General features: G+C 53.8%; 14 protein-coding genes. 6 read left to right on the forward strand and 8 right to left on the reverse strand.

Annotated elements, in window-relative coordinates; all coding sequences use genetic code 11:
* Window positions 1-95 precede the first annotated feature (95 nt).
* From H8B13_RS04385 to H8B13_RS04410, 6 genes are all read right to left on the reverse strand, one after another.
* Window positions 96-929, reverse strand: a complete 834-nt coding sequence (locus tag H8B13_RS04385; RefSeq protein WP_187309637.1) for a DUF1206 domain-containing protein — start codon at window positions 927-929, stop codon at window positions 96-98.
* Window positions 930-982: 53 nt separating this feature from the next.
* Window positions 983-1564: a DNA-binding protein gene (locus H8B13_RS04390; protein ID WP_187309638.1), complete on the reverse strand. Its 582-nt coding sequence runs from the start codon at window positions 1562-1564 to the stop codon at window positions 983-985.
* A 143-nt stretch (window positions 1565-1707) separates the two neighbouring features.
* Window positions 1708-1911: a CsbD family protein gene (locus tag H8B13_RS04395; RefSeq protein WP_187309639.1), complete on the reverse strand. Its 204-nt coding sequence runs from the start codon at window positions 1909-1911 to the stop codon at window positions 1708-1710.
* Window positions 1912-1989: 78 nt separating this feature from the next.
* Window positions 1990-2598 carry a hypothetical protein gene (locus H8B13_RS04400; RefSeq protein ID WP_187309640.1) on the reverse strand — a complete coding sequence of 203 codons (609 nt, stop codon included), beginning with the start codon at window positions 2596-2598 and terminating at the stop codon, window positions 1990-1992.
* Between the two features lie 52 nt (window positions 2599-2650).
* A complete protein-coding gene (locus H8B13_RS04405; protein ID WP_187309641.1) occupies window positions 2651-3265 on the reverse strand; it encodes a hypothetical protein in 615 nt (204 codons plus the stop codon).
* A 41-nt stretch (window positions 3266-3306) separates the two neighbouring features.
* Entirely contained in the window at window positions 3307-4065 is a 759-nt protein-coding gene (locus H8B13_RS04410) for a hypothetical protein (protein ID WP_187309642.1), read from the reverse strand.
* A 201-nt stretch (window positions 4066-4266) separates the two neighbouring features.
* Between H8B13_RS04410 and H8B13_RS04415 the strand changes: the two genes are divergently transcribed.
* Entirely contained in the window at window positions 4267-5820 is a 1554-nt protein-coding gene (locus H8B13_RS04415) for a hypothetical protein (protein ID WP_187309643.1), read from the forward strand.
* A 61-nt stretch (window positions 5821-5881) separates the two neighbouring features.
* Here the strand turns inward: H8B13_RS04415 and H8B13_RS04420 are convergent, their stop codons facing one another.
* Entirely contained in the window at window positions 5882-6166 is a 285-nt protein-coding gene (locus H8B13_RS04420) for a hypothetical protein (RefSeq protein ID WP_187309644.1), read from the reverse strand.
* Window positions 6167-6395: 229 nt separating this feature from the next.
* On the opposite strand from H8B13_RS04420, the gene H8B13_RS04425 reads away from it, so the two are divergent.
* Complete coding sequence (locus tag H8B13_RS04425; RefSeq protein ID WP_187309645.1) at window positions 6396-6797, forward strand: hypothetical protein; 402 nt, start codon at window positions 6396-6398, stop codon at window positions 6795-6797.
* Window positions 6798-6955: 158 nt separating this feature from the next.
* Window positions 6956-7972: a hypothetical protein gene (locus H8B13_RS04430; protein WP_261990238.1), complete on the forward strand. Its 1017-nt coding sequence runs from the start codon at window positions 6956-6958 to the stop codon at window positions 7970-7972.
* A gap of 39 nt (window positions 7973-8011) precedes the next feature.
* Here H8B13_RS04430 and H8B13_RS04435 read toward each other — a convergent pair whose 3' ends face one another.
* The gene (locus H8B13_RS04435) at window positions 8012-8530 is read right to left on the reverse strand and encodes a hypothetical protein (RefSeq protein ID WP_187309646.1); all 519 of its coding nucleotides are present in this window, start codon (window positions 8528-8530) and stop codon (window positions 8012-8014) included.
* A 403-nt stretch (window positions 8531-8933) separates the two neighbouring features.
* Between H8B13_RS04435 and H8B13_RS04440 the strand changes: the two genes are divergently transcribed.
* From H8B13_RS04440 to odhB, 3 genes are all read left to right on the forward strand, one after another.
* The gene (locus tag H8B13_RS04440) at window positions 8934-10130 is read left to right on the forward strand and encodes an L-dopachrome tautomerase-related protein (RefSeq protein WP_187309647.1); all 1197 of its coding nucleotides are present in this window, start codon (window positions 8934-8936) and stop codon (window positions 10128-10130) included.
* Between the two features lie 218 nt (window positions 10131-10348).
* The gene (locus H8B13_RS04445) at window positions 10349-13204 is read left to right on the forward strand and encodes a 2-oxoglutarate dehydrogenase E1 component (protein ID WP_187309648.1); all 2856 of its coding nucleotides are present in this window, start codon (window positions 10349-10351) and stop codon (window positions 13202-13204) included.
* 166 nt (window positions 13205-13370) lie between these two features.
* Window positions 13371-15155: a 2-oxoglutarate dehydrogenase complex dihydrolipoyllysine-residue succinyltransferase gene (gene odhB / locus H8B13_RS04450; RefSeq protein WP_187309649.1), complete on the forward strand. Its 1785-nt coding sequence runs from the start codon at window positions 13371-13373 to the stop codon at window positions 15153-15155.
* The last annotated feature ends 59 nt before the right edge of the window (window positions 15156-15214 follow it).

The following is a 15214-nucleotide window of genomic DNA, read 5'->3' on the forward strand; positions in this document are numbered from 1 at the left end:
CCTGACGCAGGAAGGACCTTCTGCCAACTGAAACAGTCGTTCAGTTGGCAGAAGGTCCTTCCTGCGTCAGGATGACAATGTAGTTTGGACACTGCTTACACGCCTCGCAATATGGGGTACTTGGCTTGCACCAGCATATAGACACCGTAGGCCATTAGGCCCAGAGCTACAATAGCGAGCACAACGGGCCCCATGCTAGCCAGCAAATCGAAGGCACCTTCGGTGCCTTGAGCTGCTTTAGAATTAGACTGCATAGCGGCCTGCAAAAAGAAGTAGCCAATGATGGCCATTACAATACCGCGGGCGGTATAACCAACCTGGCCAGTACGGTATACTATTTTTTGCTGCTCGGCCGGCAATCCGCTACTATTAACGTGCTTAGAAAACTTGCCGGAGTAAGCGCGGTAAATCTGGTAAAGGCCGGCGCCAATAATGCCCAGCGCAATAGCGCCCAGTACCCATTGGCCCCACGATTGATCTAGGAGCTTGGCAATCAATGATTGTTGGGTGCTGCCCCCGCCCTGATCGGCGTTACCGCCACTGAACGCGGCCCGGCCCGCAGCATAGGCAAGACCAGTATAGAGCAGGCCACTGCCTGCATAGCCGAGTCGGCGGGCTAAGCCTTTAGCATCTGAGCCCTTGTCTTCCGTATCGCGGAAGGCCTGAACGAGGCGCCAGATGACATAGCCAAGTAAGCCGAAAGCAACCAAACCCAGCAGGAACCGACCAAAGGGTAGGTCCTGAATGGTTTGCAATGCTTGTTCTTTATCAGCCGTTTTGCCCCCCTGAGTACCCGTAGCTGCCATAACAGCCAGGGTGCCCACTACAATATACACTACGCCTTTGGCCGCGAAGCCAAATCGGGCTAAGGCTTTAATACCTGACGAGGGTGAGTGGGGTAGAGAAGAAGTAAGTGAAGAAGTTGACATAGCTGGAAAGTAGAAAAGAGCGGAAAATAGGAACCAACGGGGAGTAAGCCGCGCTAAGCAATCATTGAGTACATAGCGGGCCGGCCAAGCAAACCTTCAGGTTGGTACAACTCAGCTCCTACGCGAAACAGAGGTTCGTTTTCGGCTAAGTCGAGGGTGAAGATTGGCTTACCATCCAGAGCGCCACTAAAAAATAAGCGCTCCAAATTGCCCCCCGCTGCCATGTACGGAATAAAGAATCGATCGGCCAATTCTGCAATCAGTAGATTACGGATATCGGCGGTTTCCTGCGTTATAATAGTCAGCTCTTCTTCAAAGGGAGTGAGAAACAACAGCCGGTCAGCCGCTAGTTCTAGCTCGTATTCCAGCTTCATGTTGGGCCTGATACCACGGCCCAGCGCGTACACAATAGGCTGTTGCTCGCCTTTCAGCAGATAGCGAAATACCTTTTGCTCCAGTAAGGAATGAAAGCCGGACAGCACGCAATGGCTGTTGGTGCGTTGCTCCACGGCCCACATATAGGTAGGGTACTCAATGTAGCCAGGGTAGTTACGAGAGCAAAAGAAAGCGGTTTTTGGAAGGGTCAGCAGGTCAAGGTTTCCCAAGGTGTGCAGCTCTTCCGGGGCAATATTCATACGCGGAAGACCAGAGAAAACTGGCGGCTAAAAGGCTCAAAGCCAAATGAAAAGGGTAGCTAGCGGAGCCAGAAAAACAGAAGCTCCGCACTAGCTTCTTACAGCTGGTACGGAGCTTTTGTTCAGAAGGTCGACTGTAAAGGCTAAAAATTGCGGTTAAACCAAGATTTTATTTCATCGGCTGTCTTGCCAGCTTTCTGTTGGAGTTCGCCCAGCCATTCTTCCTGACGGCCTTCCCGGTACTCCATATCGTTGTCGGTGAGGTTGGCGTGTTCCTGCCGAAATTTGCCTTTTACTTCATTCCAATTGCCACGGGCACGCCATTCGGTGCTTTTGTCAATATCCATAGTCGTAGGGCTTAAGGGTGGAAATGAACTACTTACCCTGTAGCTTACGCTGACCGCGCTGTGGGGTTGAGCTTGGCGTTAGAAGTGGTTGGTATTCGTGAGGGCAATGGCAAGCCAGACTGCCGCCCCGCTTACCAGCCCCACTCCGAAGCCAGCTGCCGCATTACCTAGTTTTTTCCGTTGTGCCTGCTTCTCGTAGCCACGTACATAGCTCGGATCATTCAGCAGAGCCTTATCTGGCACTATAAGGTTCTGGTCTTTGGGGGGGGAGGCGGCAATAGCAGCACCAGTAGCCGCCCCACCGAGCCCACCCAGCACCGGAACGCTCACGGCGGTAGCACCAAAAGTGCCCCAAAAAGCGCCTGAGGCTTTAAAGTATTTCCGGGCGTCTTCGCGGCCTTGTGTGGTCATCTCTTCCGAGGTGCGTTCTAGAGCCGGAATTGCTTCTGCTTTGGTTATAAGTTCCTTGGTACCGTTAGCATAGCGAATCATGAATACCTCAATGGCTGTCATATACAGCGTGTCTGAACTTGGGGGCTCAGTGCCGGGTACATAGGATATCTCGGTAGGCGTAATGGCTAGCACCCGAGCTTTTATTTCATCGCCATTGCGACGCAGGATTATATCCTGGGCCTGCGCGCATACTGCACCAAAGAATAAAAGATAAGCGAGTAGAAAAGGACGCATATAAATTATGAGAAGACAATAAAAGGAAGAGAAAAGAGGATAAGAGTTAAGATTAATACGCGTTAAATATTGCAGCTACAATGGCGACGGTTGCTACTGCTCCTGCGGCTATTCCTACGCCAAAACCACCGGCCGCTTTGCCTAGCTTCTGCCGTTGCGCCTGCTTTTGGTAGCCACTCACATAGTTTGGGTCATTCAGTAACACCTGATCAGGTACAATCATATTGTGGCGTTTGGGTGGTGTAGCGGCAATGGCCGCGCCGGTCGCTATACCGCCCAATCCGTATGCTGGAATACTCACAAAGGTGGCCCCCGCAGTACCCCAGAAAACACCTGGAGATTTAAAATACTTTCGCGCATCCTCGCGACCCAAATTGCTCATTTCCTGCGGGGTGCGGCTCAGTCCTATGGCTGGCGCCGTAGCTGCTGGTTTAGAGACCACCTCTTTCGTGCCATTGGCATAGCGAATCAGGAATACCTCGGTCGCAAGCAGGTGAAGCGTGTCAGTGGTGGGGGGCTCGGTGGTGGGTACGTACGCCACATCGGTAGGCGTGATGGCCAGTACCCGAGCCTTTACCTCGTCGCCATTGGTGCGTAGAATGGTGTCTTGGGCCTGAACACTTAAGGTGACGCAGAACAGGAGGCAGTTAAGTAGAAAATAACGCATAGTGGTACGTGTGAAACGATGAGTGAAAAAGAAGCGTGTGCTTAGCGCCGACGCGAGTTGAAGCCGACCAGCAAACTGAATCGTGCCCCTCCGTTGCCGGGTACCACCGCGAAGTTCACTGGGAAGTTGATGCCATTCGAGCGGAAGGAGGTGCCGATAGCTAGCGCAACATTGGCGCTCACAGGTGTCAGATTGGGCCCTAAGCCAAACTCAAATCCTTTTGGCCCCCGGATACCGACCAGCGCATTGATGCTCGGGATAAACTTGCCCTGCTCTAAGCCACCTATTAGCGGCACGATTTCCAGCAAGCCCGCCGTGCCATTAGGCATCCGGAAAATGCGGGTTTCAAACTGCCAGCCGAACTGGGTGATGAAAGGGTTTAAATCCTTTAGATAGCTGCTTTCACGTGCATTAATCTTGTTTATCACGCCTTGCGAAAGAATAGTAAACCCAATGCGAGGACCATTCAAATGAATCTCCTTGTAGGCTGACTCTTCATCGCCGGGCACTACGGGGCCAGTCCGTGGGGGTGAGCCAGCAATAATCTGGGGGGCATTTTGGTTGGGCCCCAGTACTTCCTTGGTGCCGTTGGCGTAGCGAATCATGAAAACATCGGAGCGACGCACGGTGATGAGTGGGCCATCGGGGTTATCGGTGCGCTTATAGCGCACTTCGGTGGGAGTTAGCTCTAGAACTTTTACCTGAAGCTCCTCGCCATTTTGCTTGGTGAGCAGGTCCTGGGCCTGCGCCGAAACGGCCGTCACGGCGAGCATCAGTAGAGAAAGTAGAAAGCGTTTCATATAAGTAGGGTGTGAGGTGAAATCCTGTCCGAAGGTGCCTACTTCTTTGCTGAAAACGTGAACCAATTTTTGCGTTTTTCAGACTTTTGAAATGTTTATTTTATGACGTAAAAATCTGATTGACAGCAATTATATGGGTTAAAAAATTAGACTTTACAAAAAGCCCCCCAACCACTATATTTAGCTTTTCTATCTACTCTTATGGATGACTTACGCACGACGCTGGTTACTTTCTCGCCGGACGACCGCAAAGAATTTGGCCGCTTCGTGCAGCGGCAGCGCAAAAAAGTGAATGGCCGCATGGATTCGCGCCTCTACGAGTTGCTGCTGCATGCCAAAGCGTACTCAACCGAAGAGCTACTCGCCAAGCTGTATCCCGATGAGCCTAACGCGGTGGCGTACTATGCTTTACGCAAGCGCCTGATGCGCCACCTCACCGACTACTTGCTGCTGCGCCAGCGCCAACTCGACCCGACGGCGGCATCGTCGGTGCGCGGCCAACTCACGCTGGCGCAGTACCTTTTTGATGTGGGCGTACCCCGCCTCGCCTGGAATATTCTGCGGAAGGCGGAAAAGCTGGCTCACCAAAACGAGCAGTATGAACTGCTGAATACCATTTATAACCTACAGATTGCTCAAGCAGGCAGTGAATATGCCGATGAGCTGGCCGACATCATTCGTCGGCGGAACCACAATAAAAAGGCCGCCGACGAAGAGGAGCGCGCCGGTATTGCCGATAGCCTCATTCGGGAGCGGCTGCGACAGGCCCGCAGCCGCGGCCGGGCTGGCGAGGCCTTCGATGGCATTATGCGCGAAGTGCTGCGCGAGTATGACTTGCAGGAAGCCTTTGCGCGCAGTCCGTCGCTGCTCTATCGCCTGATGTCCATTGCCCGCAGCGCTATGCTGGTGCGCCGCGATTTTGTGTCGTTTGCGCCGTTTGTGGGCCGCTGCTACACGCTCATGGAGAAGCGCCACGGCTTCCGGCCCGCCCACCGTTACTATCAGCTGGGGCTGCTTTATATGATTGCCCACGCCTTGTACCGATCGCGCCGCTTCACCGAGTCGGTGGCGTACCTGGAGCAGTTGCGGGCGGCACTGTATGAGGGCTCGCGCAGCTATATGGCCGATTTTTATCCCAAGTATATCTTCCTGCTGGCTGCTAATTACTCGTTTCTGCGCCGCAACGCGGAGAGTATTAGCTTGCTGGAAAACCTGTTGCAGGGCCGCGAAGTGACTTTGTCGGCGGCCGACCAGCTTACGGCGCGGCTGGGGCTGGGCTTTCACTATTTCGCCGAAAACCAGTTTGCCAAAACCAATCAGGTACTCATCGGCATTGGCCGCTCTGATCATTGGTGCGAGCAGAAAATGGGTGTGGAATGGGTATTCAACAAGAATATGGGCGAGATGCTGGTACAGGTCGAACTTGGCAACTCCGACCTGGCTCTGAACCGCTTACGCGCCATTGAGCGTGGCTTCCGCGAACGGTTTGGCGAGGGCGGGCCGTATCAATACGTGCTTTGCTATCTGAACCTAGTGCGCGAAATCATGGACGACCCCGCCGCCGTGCGCCACCCCAGCTTTCTGGAGCGAGTCATTCAGATGGCAGATGCAGTGCCCCTGGATAGCGAGCGGGAAGATTTGCACGCCATGAGCTTCTACGCCTGGCTGAAGGCTCGTGCCTTGGGTCGGCCGTATTATGAGGTGCTGATGGAACTAGCCGGTGCGGGTAAAGCCCAGGAAAAAGAAACAGCATAAGGATCAAAAAAGCCCCCCAGACCAAGTCTGGGGGGCTTTTTTGATCAGCTAAAAGGCGGAACTAGTCTTTCTTAGCAGGAACTTCTTCTACCAGCTTGTCAGCTTCTTTGTTCTGAACTACGGCAGTGTCGCCAGCCTCAGGAGCCATATCAGCTTTCACGTCAGCAGCAGCGTTGTCGGTTGCGTTTTCAACGGCGTCGCCAGCGTTTTCAACATTGTTGGCAGCATCGGTAGCGGCACCTTCGGCAGTAGCCTCAGCGTTCTTCTCCGTGCTCTCCGAGCAAGAAGCAAGAGCGAAAGGAGCGAAAGCGGCTAAAACGAGCAGAGATTTGAAAGAGAATTTCATGGCTTAAAGGAGTATGTCGTGTGAATAGATACGGACTTCATACCGCTACCCCCAAAAAGTAACCCTTTGTTGAGCTAAAATTTCTGGAAAAATGTATATAAGAAGTATCGAGCTTGCTCCCTGACCAATAGTAAAGTCTATCCATCAATCAACACGAGAGTAAGCTTAACTTTTAGACGACGATGCCAGTATAGCAAGAACGTTCTTTTCTGATTTGCCTCTCTGACCTATGGATTCCACCGCCCAAACCCCCCAAACTCCTTTCACGCCCACCATTCCGCTCGGCGTAACTGATCAGCAGAACGCCGCGCTCCTCGACGATACGCTGAAGCTGCTCAACGGCGGCGTACCCGACCAAGCCGATAAACATGGATTGGCCGAAATTGACCGTTGGATAGAAGTACTAGGCGCCTCAGAACGCACTGGTCTAGCCAAAATACTCCAGGAGATGAAAACCCTGCGCGAGCAGCTGACCGATAGCGACACTGAGCCCCACGCCATAGCCGAAACGCTGGCTACGCTGGGTGCCGAAGCTAACAAAGTAGCCGATGAAAGCAACAATCACTTCACTGCTTCTCTTAATCACTTGGGTAAAGTACTGATCAAACTAGGTTCGTCGCTGTCGCGTTAAACTCATTTGACACCAAAAAAAGCCCCCCAGAACAGTCTGGGGGGCTTTTTTGTGCTTGTGTATTGCTCACAATCAGCGACTTACCGGCCGTGGAAGCTGCAAAGGCAGCAAGACGCACGCCAGCACCTATTTTTGCAGCCTCTATTCCTTTGCGCCACATGCCTGCCAACACACCGCCCGACCTCACGCTTTACGATCCGTTTGCCCGAATGCAGTTTGGCGACCAACACTGCTTTTTGTGCGGCTCGCCCACCGATCCGGCCACCGACTCAGTGCCGGTATTTGCCGATTGGCTTCAGCAGCATTACGGCTTGGCAGAACGGCAGATTCTGCTGCTCGACCAAAGTATCCGTTTCTACCCGGAGCTTAAAATTCCGTGCTGTGCGCAGTGCCGCATGCAGTATGTGGAGCCCTTGGAGGCGCAAATGGAAGAAACAGCCAAGCTAGGTTTGGCTGCCTGGCAGGCGCTGCCCGAAAAAACGCTGTTTTTGTGGCTAGGTAAGATGTTTTATGGCATTCTTACCACCGAGCTGCTCACGGAACTCGACCCGCTGGTAAAGCCGCTCTACCCACTCGCCGAAAACGCGCAGATGTTTCGTCGTTTTCAAGCGTTTTTCCAAACGTTTCAGGCTCTGCGTGTTCCCATCGAGTTTGAAGACTTTACGCCGGCCTCTATCTTTGTTCTGGAAGTCGCTCCGCACGAAGACACCATCGCTTTTGAGTACGACGACGACCTGACCACCATGGTGTTCAGTATCAAGCTCGATAATGTGGTGCTGATGGCTTGTCTGATGGATAATGGCATCATTCGGCAAGCCATGCGCCAAGTGTATACCGACGCACAGCGTCCGCTACACCCTATTCAGGTGGCCGAGTTCAAGGCCCGCGTCTACTACGCGGCCTATCTGTTCGGCGTGATTCCCGATTACTTTGTGCGTCCTCAGCGGCCCGGCGACCAGCACCTAACCTACGATACGCTCATCGACGATGTGACGGGGGGCATTTTTGCGCCTTGGCTAAACTCAGCCTACGCACAGTCGCTGCAGGAAATGTGGAAGCGCTGGCACATACCGTACACCGCTATTCTGAGCGATGCGGACGAGCCGTTAAGCTTTCTGTATCAGCCCGATGGGAAACCCCGCGAGATGACAACTTATACATCTGGTTCGGAATAGAAACAGATAGTCTGGGGGGCAAATTTGGGGGCGGGCAGCTTAGCTGGCCTGCCATTGCAGCTCAGGCTTGGCCACGCGGCTGATGCGCACGTTGTCCCATTTGCCATACAGCTTTTCGTCTTTGTGCACCAATAAATCAATGGTGCGGCGTAGGCGACGATTCATCGTGTCATGCAGCACATACACCCCATCAAGAGAAGGGGAAATGCCGCTAACATGCACTAAATCACCGTATTCAAACTTGCCACCATTCTGCTTAAGCATGTCTCGCGATAAAGCTATCCAGCGGTCTTTGCTTGAGTGGTTACGTTTGATGCGGGAGTTGTCGGCCGTGATCAGCGGATCAGAATCAGTTTGCCCGGGTTCGGCCCAATACACGGTGGCCGTTACTTTATAACCGGGTAAGCGACGGGGCAACACAGCAGCTACGGGTGTTGGCGTGTCGAATATAATGTGCCTAGGTGTCAGGTTGGCAACAGCAGGGATAAGGGGAAGCGGAGCGGAGGTACTGGTTTGGGGAGGGAAAAGGAGTGTTAGGATGAATAACGCAATAGACATGACAGTTGATCTGGTGACTCTTCTACTCGCCCGAAGAGGATGGGCCGACCACATATTTGCGCGGACGAAAAGTGTTAACCCTAACTTATAAAAAAAGGTTGCTCTAGAATTTGGGTAGTATATCAATGGCCTCTCGCAGAGGACGAAAGCGCTGTTTTTGGTAGGTAATTGATTAAAAATTGCCCTTATTTTATACGAATTCGCTTAGCTCTTATATCCCCCTTTAACTTAAGCTCTTGAGCATCAGAACGCCTGTATGTGATTTCTAACTCATTGCTCCTTTGCATGAAGTGCGCCTACGTTATAAACCTGACCTGTGTCGGGCCGTAAGAAAGCATCGGCCTGCTGGCGTAAAAACAGGTGGATTCGTTCTTTTTCAGGTATTCTACTCTTCTCTTCAGCTATGATGGTTACTACTGCCCCGGCCAGCGTTTTGCGCTCGGCTACTTCCCTGTGTACCGGTCTGTTATTATTAGGATCGGTGGTAAGCTGCTCATCACCATCCAGTGAAAGTGCTTCCCGCAGCACCGACTCCGATTCAACCGCTACCAGCCAAACCGCTGCTCCTGCCAACTCACCGCTGCAAGTCGTAGCCGAGTTTCGCGAACCTCAGATTGTTGGGGTGGCGGTAGCGCCCGATGGCCGGGTCTTTGGCGTTTTCCCGCGTTGGGATAATAATCCTGTTAATCCTGTTGCGGTCGTCGGCACTGATGGCTCCGTGAAACCTTATCCCGATGCCAGCTGGTGCATCTGGAACGACTCCGTCCGCAATGAGCCCCAGAAGCATTGGATCTGCCCTCAAAGTGTGCATGTCGATCAGGCCGGTATACTATGGGTGCTCGATCCTGCCTCGCCCGGCCTGAAAGCCACTGTACCCGGCGGCCCCAAACTGGTGAAGATTGACCCCAAGACCAATAAAGTTGTTCAGAACATCAGCTTCCCCGCATCGGTGGCGCCGCGTAAGTCTTACTTGAACGATGTGCGTATCGACACTCAGCGCAACTTCGCTTACATCACTGAGTCAGGAATGGGCGCCATCGTAGTTGTGGACTTAAAAACTGGCAACTCGCGCCGCCTACTGGCCGATCATCCTTCCGTGCATCCGGAGCCGGGCCTGACTTTAAAGGCAGATGGCCACCCAATGATCGACCCGATGGGTAAGCCCATGGCCTTGCATGCCGATGGTATCGCTCTGAGTCGGAGTGGTGAATACTTGTATTGGTCGCCGCTCACCAGCCATTCACTTTACCGCATCAAAACGGAGGCGCTTCGCAATGCAGCTTTGTCTTCGGCTCAGCTAGGCAGCCAGGTAGAGAAAGTAGGAGCCATGCCCGCCACTGATGGTATGGAAATCGATGCTAAGGACAACGTCTATCTCACCTCCTTCGAGAACAACGCCATTATGCGCCGCACACCGGCCGGCAAGCTGGAAACGATAGCGAAAGAGCCCCGACTTCAGTGGCCCGATACCTATGCTATTACTGCTAATGGCGATTTGTATTTTACAACCTCCGCCATTCATAAAACCCCTACTTGGAACAAAGGAGTAGGTAAGCAGGACCAGCCTTACCGCATTTTCAAGACATTCCTACCACAATAATTTCTGGGCTGCGTCGGTTCAACTTATTAAAGCCTTTCCTCACGTTGAGGAAGGGCTTTCCTTTTATTTTGAATAGATTGGCTACACCGCAAAACGTAACGATTGCGGTCTAAAAAGTAATCGGTTGAATTACAGGCGTATTTGTAGAACCGAATATGGGTTTTTAGCTTTGTCATAAGCTATATACATTTGCCCTGACTCACTTAGCTCCTTTACGAATGGACGCTTACTCTTACATCGCCAATGCCCACGGCGACTACATAGATCAGCTTTACAAAACATACCAGCAAGATCCCGAATCGGTGGATTTTGGCTGGCGTAAGTTTTTTGAAGGCTTTGACTTTTCCCAGCAGTTTGCGGATGGAGATGGCCAAACAGGTCAGCCCACTGGTTCAGGGGTGCTAACTACACCTGCTTCTACCAATGAAGCAGAAACAGTGCGCGCTGTGGATACAGTAGCCGCCGATAAGGAAACGCAGGTTCGCAACCTGATTCACGCTTTCCGAAGCAGGGGGCATTTAAGAGCCCGTACTAACCCTGTACGGGAGCGCAAAGACCGTAAAGCCCGCCTCGACATCGCTGATTTTGGCTTGACGGAATCTGACCTCGATACATCCTTCAAGAATGGAGAGTTGTTGGGTTTAGGCACTACCGCCAAACTGCGTGACATCGTAGCGGCGCTGGAAAAGATCTATACCCGGACCATCGGCTTCGAGTACATGTACATCCGGGACCCCCAAATTCTGGACTGGTTCCGGGATAAGGTGGAGAAGGATTCATTGAGCTTCAACCCCGGTATTGAGTACAAGAAGCGCATCCTACGTAAGCTGAATGAGGCTGTTGTATTCGAGAACTTTCTGCATACCAAGTTCTTGGGGCAGAAGCGCTTCTCGCTGGAAGGCGGCGAAACCACCATTCCCGCTTTGGATGCCATCATCAACAAAGCCGCCGATTTGGGGGTGCGCGAAGTGATGATTGGTATGGCCCACCGCGGCCGTCTGAACGTGCTGGCCAACATCATGGGCAAAACGTACGAGCAGATCTTCTCGGAGTTTGAAGGCACTGCCGTACCCGACCTGACCATGGGCGACGGCGACGTGAAGTACCACATGGGGTACTCTTCGGAAGTGGATACCGAAGCCGGGCACAAAGTAAACCTGAAATTGGCCCCCAACCCCTCACATCTAGAGGCAGTTAATCCAGTAGTAGAGGGGTTTGTGCGCGCCAAAATCGAGCACCAGTACAGCGACGATTTTCACCAGATTCTGCCCATTCTGATTCACGGCGACGCAGCTTTAGCCGGCCAAGGCATTGGCTACGAGCTGACGCAGATGTCGCTGCTGGAAGGCTACAAAACGGGTGGTACCATTCATTTCGTCATCAACAACCAAGTTGGTTTCACCACCGATTTCGAGGACGCTCGCTCCAGCATCTACAGCACTGACTTAGCCAAGATTATTGATGCGCCAGTGCTGCACGTAAACGGTGACGACCCTGAGGCTGTGGTATTTGCCGTGCGCCTGGCCACGGAGTATCGTCAGCAGTTTCACGCCGATATCTTCATTGATATGGTGTGCTATCGCCGCCACGGTCACAATGAGTCGGACGAGCCTAAGTTCACCCAGCCCACGCTCTACAACATCATCTCGAAGCACCCGAATCCGCGCGAAGTCTATAACACCATGCTCGTGCAGCGTGGGGATGTAGATGCCGAGCTGGCCAACCAGATGGACCGCGAGTTCCGCGAGATGCTGCAGGCTCGCTTGGATATGGTAAAGCAGAAGCCGCTGCCGTATAATTATCAGGCTCTCGAAAATGAATGGCGCACCCTGCGCCGCGCCAAAAACGAAGACTTCGAGCAGTCGCCCGAGACGGGCATCAGTGAGGAAGCCATTGCCAAAGTTGGCAAAGCGCTAACTACGCTGCCCGAAGGATTCCGCCCGCTGAAGCAGATTGAGAAGCTCACGGAGGAACGCCGCAAGATGTTCTTCGAGACGCGCATTCTCAACTGGGCCGCCGCCGAGCTGCTGGCCTATGGCTCTCTACTACAGGAGCAGCACATTGTGCGCGTAAGCGGGCAGGATTGCCAGCGCGGCACGTTCTCGCACCGCCATGCCGTATTGCACGACGCAGAGACTTCGGCGCCATATAACTCCTTGAATCACATTGAGGAAGGACAAGAAAAGCTGCGGATTTATAACTCCTTGCTGAGTGAGTATGCCGTGCTGGGCTTCGAGTTTGGCTACGCTATGGCCAACCCCACAGCTCTGGTGGTTTGGGAAGCCCAGTTCGGTGATTTCGCCAACGGCGCCCAGACCATGATCGACCAATTCATTGTGTCGTCGGAGAGCAAGTGGCAACGGATGAACGGAGTAGTGATGCTGTTGCCCCATGGCTACGAAGGCCAGGGCCCGGAGCACTCCAACGCTCGCCCGGAGCGCTTCCTTCAGCTTGCTGCCGAGAATAACATTGTGGTAGCCAATATTACCACCCCAGCCAACTTCTTCCACGCCCTGCGTCGGCAGCTGACCTGGAGCTTCCGCAAGCCGCTGGTAGTAATGTCGCCCAAGTCGATGCTGCGCCATCCGCTGTGCGTGTCGCCGGTGGAAGAGTTTACGGGGGGCAATTTCCGTGAAGTATTGGGCGATGTGTACGCCGATGCCAAAAAGGTAAAGCGGGTGTTGCTGTGCTCAGGTAAAGTGTACTTCGACTTGCTAGAGGAGCAGCAAAAGTCTCAGCATAAAGACGTTGCAATTGTGCGTCTGGAGCAGCTGCATCCTTTCCCCCAAAAGCAGCTGAACGTAGAGCTAGCCAAGTACCCGAAGGCCAAAATATATTGGGTTCAGGAAGAGCCCGAGAACATGGGCTACTGGAACTACCTGCTTCGCTTTATGCGGCGCGAGCTGGAAGACGTAATTGCCCGCAAGCCGTCGGCTTCGCCGGCTACCGGCTACAATAAGGTGCACGTGAAAGAGCAGAAGGATATTGTGGCCCGCGCCTTTGGCATTGCGTCGGCAGAGGTAGACGCCGAAAATATCAAAGGCACCGTAGAAGTAGCAAAAAAGCAGGACTAACTGAGTGCGCGAACTAGCCGTTCGCGCACTCGTAGGTTCATTAAAAAAGCCCCCCAATATTATATTTTCGACATAACTGGCTTTTTTGATTCATCAGTAATTGTGGCAGCGAGCATGCCTGCTGCCTAGACTATCACCCTCCCGAAACTCTTCAACCGTTCCACCTATGGGTCTGGAAATTAAAATCCCCGCCGTCGGCGAATCTATCACCGAAGTGACCATTGCCAAATGGCTCAAAAGCGACGGCGCGGCCGTGAAGCGCGACGAAGTAATTGCCGAGCTAGAATCGGATAAGGCCACGTTTGAGCTGCCCGCCGAGGCGGATGGCACGCTGCAAATTCTGGTGGCCGAAGGTGAAACGATTGGTATCGGTACTGTCATTGCCAACATTGGCGGCGAAGGCAATGGCGCTGCTCCGGCCGCTGGAGGCGCGGCACCGGCCAAAGATGCCACGCTAGCCCAGCCTCAGGCTGACCCCGTAGCGCCCGGCCAAAAGGAGTCGGGCAGCAACGGCAGCCAAGGCTCATCGGCTGAAAAAGCCCCCCAGTCGGCAAAAGATCCGATTACTCAGGGTGAGCAAAATCCTCAGGCCAGTGACCAATCAGGTTACGGCGGTTCAGTCGCTGGCTCAGCCGATAAACCTACTGCGCCCGCCACGGGCGGTAGCGCCCCGGCTTCTGGCGGTGGCGAGGTGAAGGAAATGAAGATTCCGGCCGTGGGCGAGTCCATCACGGAAGTAACGGTAGCTAAGTGGCTGAAAGCTGACGGTGCCCAAGTAGAGCGTGATGAAGTAATTGCCGAACTGGAATCGGACAAGGCGACATTTGAGCTGCCCGCCGAGGCCGCTGGTACGTTGCGCCACGCCGCCCAGGAAGGTCAGACGATTGCCATCGGAACGGTCATTGCCCGCATTGAAGGCGGTAGTGGCGCGGCTACGGGAGCAGTTCCGGCTGCACCCGCGCCAGCCGCCGCCCAGGGGGCAAGTTCAACGTCGGCTCAGCCTGCCGCCGCTGCCGCTTCGGGTAGCGCTACGTACGCCACGGGCACTCCTTCGCCGGCTGCCGGCAAAATCCTCGGTGAGAAAGGCATTGCCGCTACTGACGTGCAAGGCACCGGCCGCGATGGTCGCATTACCAAGGAAGACGCGCAAAATGCCCAGGCTCGTCCGGCTGCACCAGCTCCAACTCCGGCTGCCGCACCTGCAGCCAGTGCACAGCCCGCCGCTCCAGCCAGCGCTCAACCAGCTGGCGAGCGTGTCCAGCGCCGCGAGCGGATGAGCAACCTACGCAAGACCGTGGCTCGTCGCTTGGTGGCCGTGAAAAATGAGACGGCCATGCTCACCACTTTCAACGAAGTGGATATGCAGCCCATCATGGACCTGCGCACGAAGTACAAAGACAAGTTCAAGGAGAAGCATCAGGTTGGCTTGGGCTTCATGTCCTTCTTCACAAAGGCCTGCTGCGTAGCGCTGAAAGAATTCCCTTCCGTAAATGCTCAGATCGACGGTACTGACATCGTATTCAACGACTTCTGCGACGTAAGTATCGCGGTATCAGCGCCGAAGGGCTTGGTGGTGCCGGTGATTCGCAACGCGGAGCAGTTGTCTTTCGAAGGTATTGAAAAAGAGGTGGTTCGCTTAGCCGTGAAGGCCCGTGATAATAAGCTTACCATCGAAGAAATGACCGGCGGTACGTTTACCATCACCAATGGCGGTGTTTTCGGCTCGATGATGAGCACGCCCATCATAAACGCCCCCCAGTCGGCTATTCTGGGTATGCACAACATCGTGCAGCGCCCCATAGCCGTGAACGGGCAGGTCGTGATTCGCCCCATGATGTATCTGGCCTTAAGCTACGATCACCGCATCATCGACGGCCGCGAGTCGGTGTCGTTCCTGGTGCGCGTGAAGGAGTTGCTGGAAGACCCAACGCGTTTGCTGCTAGGAGTATAGTGGTTTAGAATTGACGCAAAAAAGCCCCCCAGCTATTGTAGATGGGGGGCTTTTTCGTA

Source organism: Hymenobacter sp. BT188, from assembly GCF_014333585.1.
Taxonomy (GTDB): Bacteria; Bacteroidota; Bacteroidia; order Cytophagales; family Hymenobacteraceae; genus Hymenobacter.

What these genes read in the sequence shown, in the direction of transcription:
- H8B13_RS04445 (WP_187309648.1), top strand. Translation starts at nt 10,349, where the DNA reads ATGGACGCTTACTCTTACATCGCCAATGCCCACGGCGACTACATAGAT.
- H8B13_RS04385 (WP_187309637.1), bottom strand. Translation starts at nt 929, where the DNA reads ATGTCAACTTCTTCACTTACTTCTTCTCTACCCCACTCACCCTCGTCA.
- H8B13_RS04390 (WP_187309638.1), bottom strand. Translation starts at nt 1,564, where the DNA reads ATGAATATTGCCCCGGAAGAGCTGCACACCTTGGGAAACCTTGACCTG.
- H8B13_RS04410 (WP_187309642.1), bottom strand. Translation starts at nt 4,065, where the DNA reads ATGAAACGCTTTCTACTTTCTCTACTGATGCTCGCCGTGACGGCCGTT.
- H8B13_RS04425 (WP_187309645.1), top strand. Translation starts at nt 6,396, where the DNA reads ATGGATTCCACCGCCCAAACCCCCCAAACTCCTTTCACGCCCACCATT.
- odhB (WP_187309649.1), top strand. Translation starts at nt 13,371, where the DNA reads ATGGGTCTGGAAATTAAAATCCCCGCCGTCGGCGAATCTATCACCGAA.
- H8B13_RS04405 (WP_187309641.1), bottom strand. Translation starts at nt 3,265, where the DNA reads ATGCGTTATTTTCTACTTAACTGCCTCCTGTTCTGCGTCACCTTAAGT.
- H8B13_RS04395 (WP_187309639.1), bottom strand. Translation starts at nt 1,911, where the DNA reads ATGGATATTGACAAAAGCACCGAATGGCGTGCCCGTGGCAATTGGAAT.
- H8B13_RS04435 (WP_187309646.1), bottom strand. Translation starts at nt 8,530, where the DNA reads ATGTCTATTGCGTTATTCATCCTAACACTCCTTTTCCCTCCCCAAACC.
- H8B13_RS04400 (WP_187309640.1), bottom strand. Translation starts at nt 2,598, where the DNA reads ATGCGTCCTTTTCTACTCGCTTATCTTTTATTCTTTGGTGCAGTATGC.
- H8B13_RS04420 (WP_187309644.1), bottom strand. Translation starts at nt 6,166, where the DNA reads ATGAAATTCTCTTTCAAATCTCTGCTCGTTTTAGCCGCTTTCGCTCCT.
- H8B13_RS04415 (WP_187309643.1), top strand. Translation starts at nt 4,267, where the DNA reads ATGGATGACTTACGCACGACGCTGGTTACTTTCTCGCCGGACGACCGC.
- H8B13_RS04430 (WP_261990238.1), top strand. Translation starts at nt 6,956, where the DNA reads ATGCCTGCCAACACACCGCCCGACCTCACGCTTTACGATCCGTTTGCC.
- H8B13_RS04440 (WP_187309647.1), top strand. Translation starts at nt 8,934, where the DNA reads ATGATGGTTACTACTGCCCCGGCCAGCGTTTTGCGCTCGGCTACTTCC.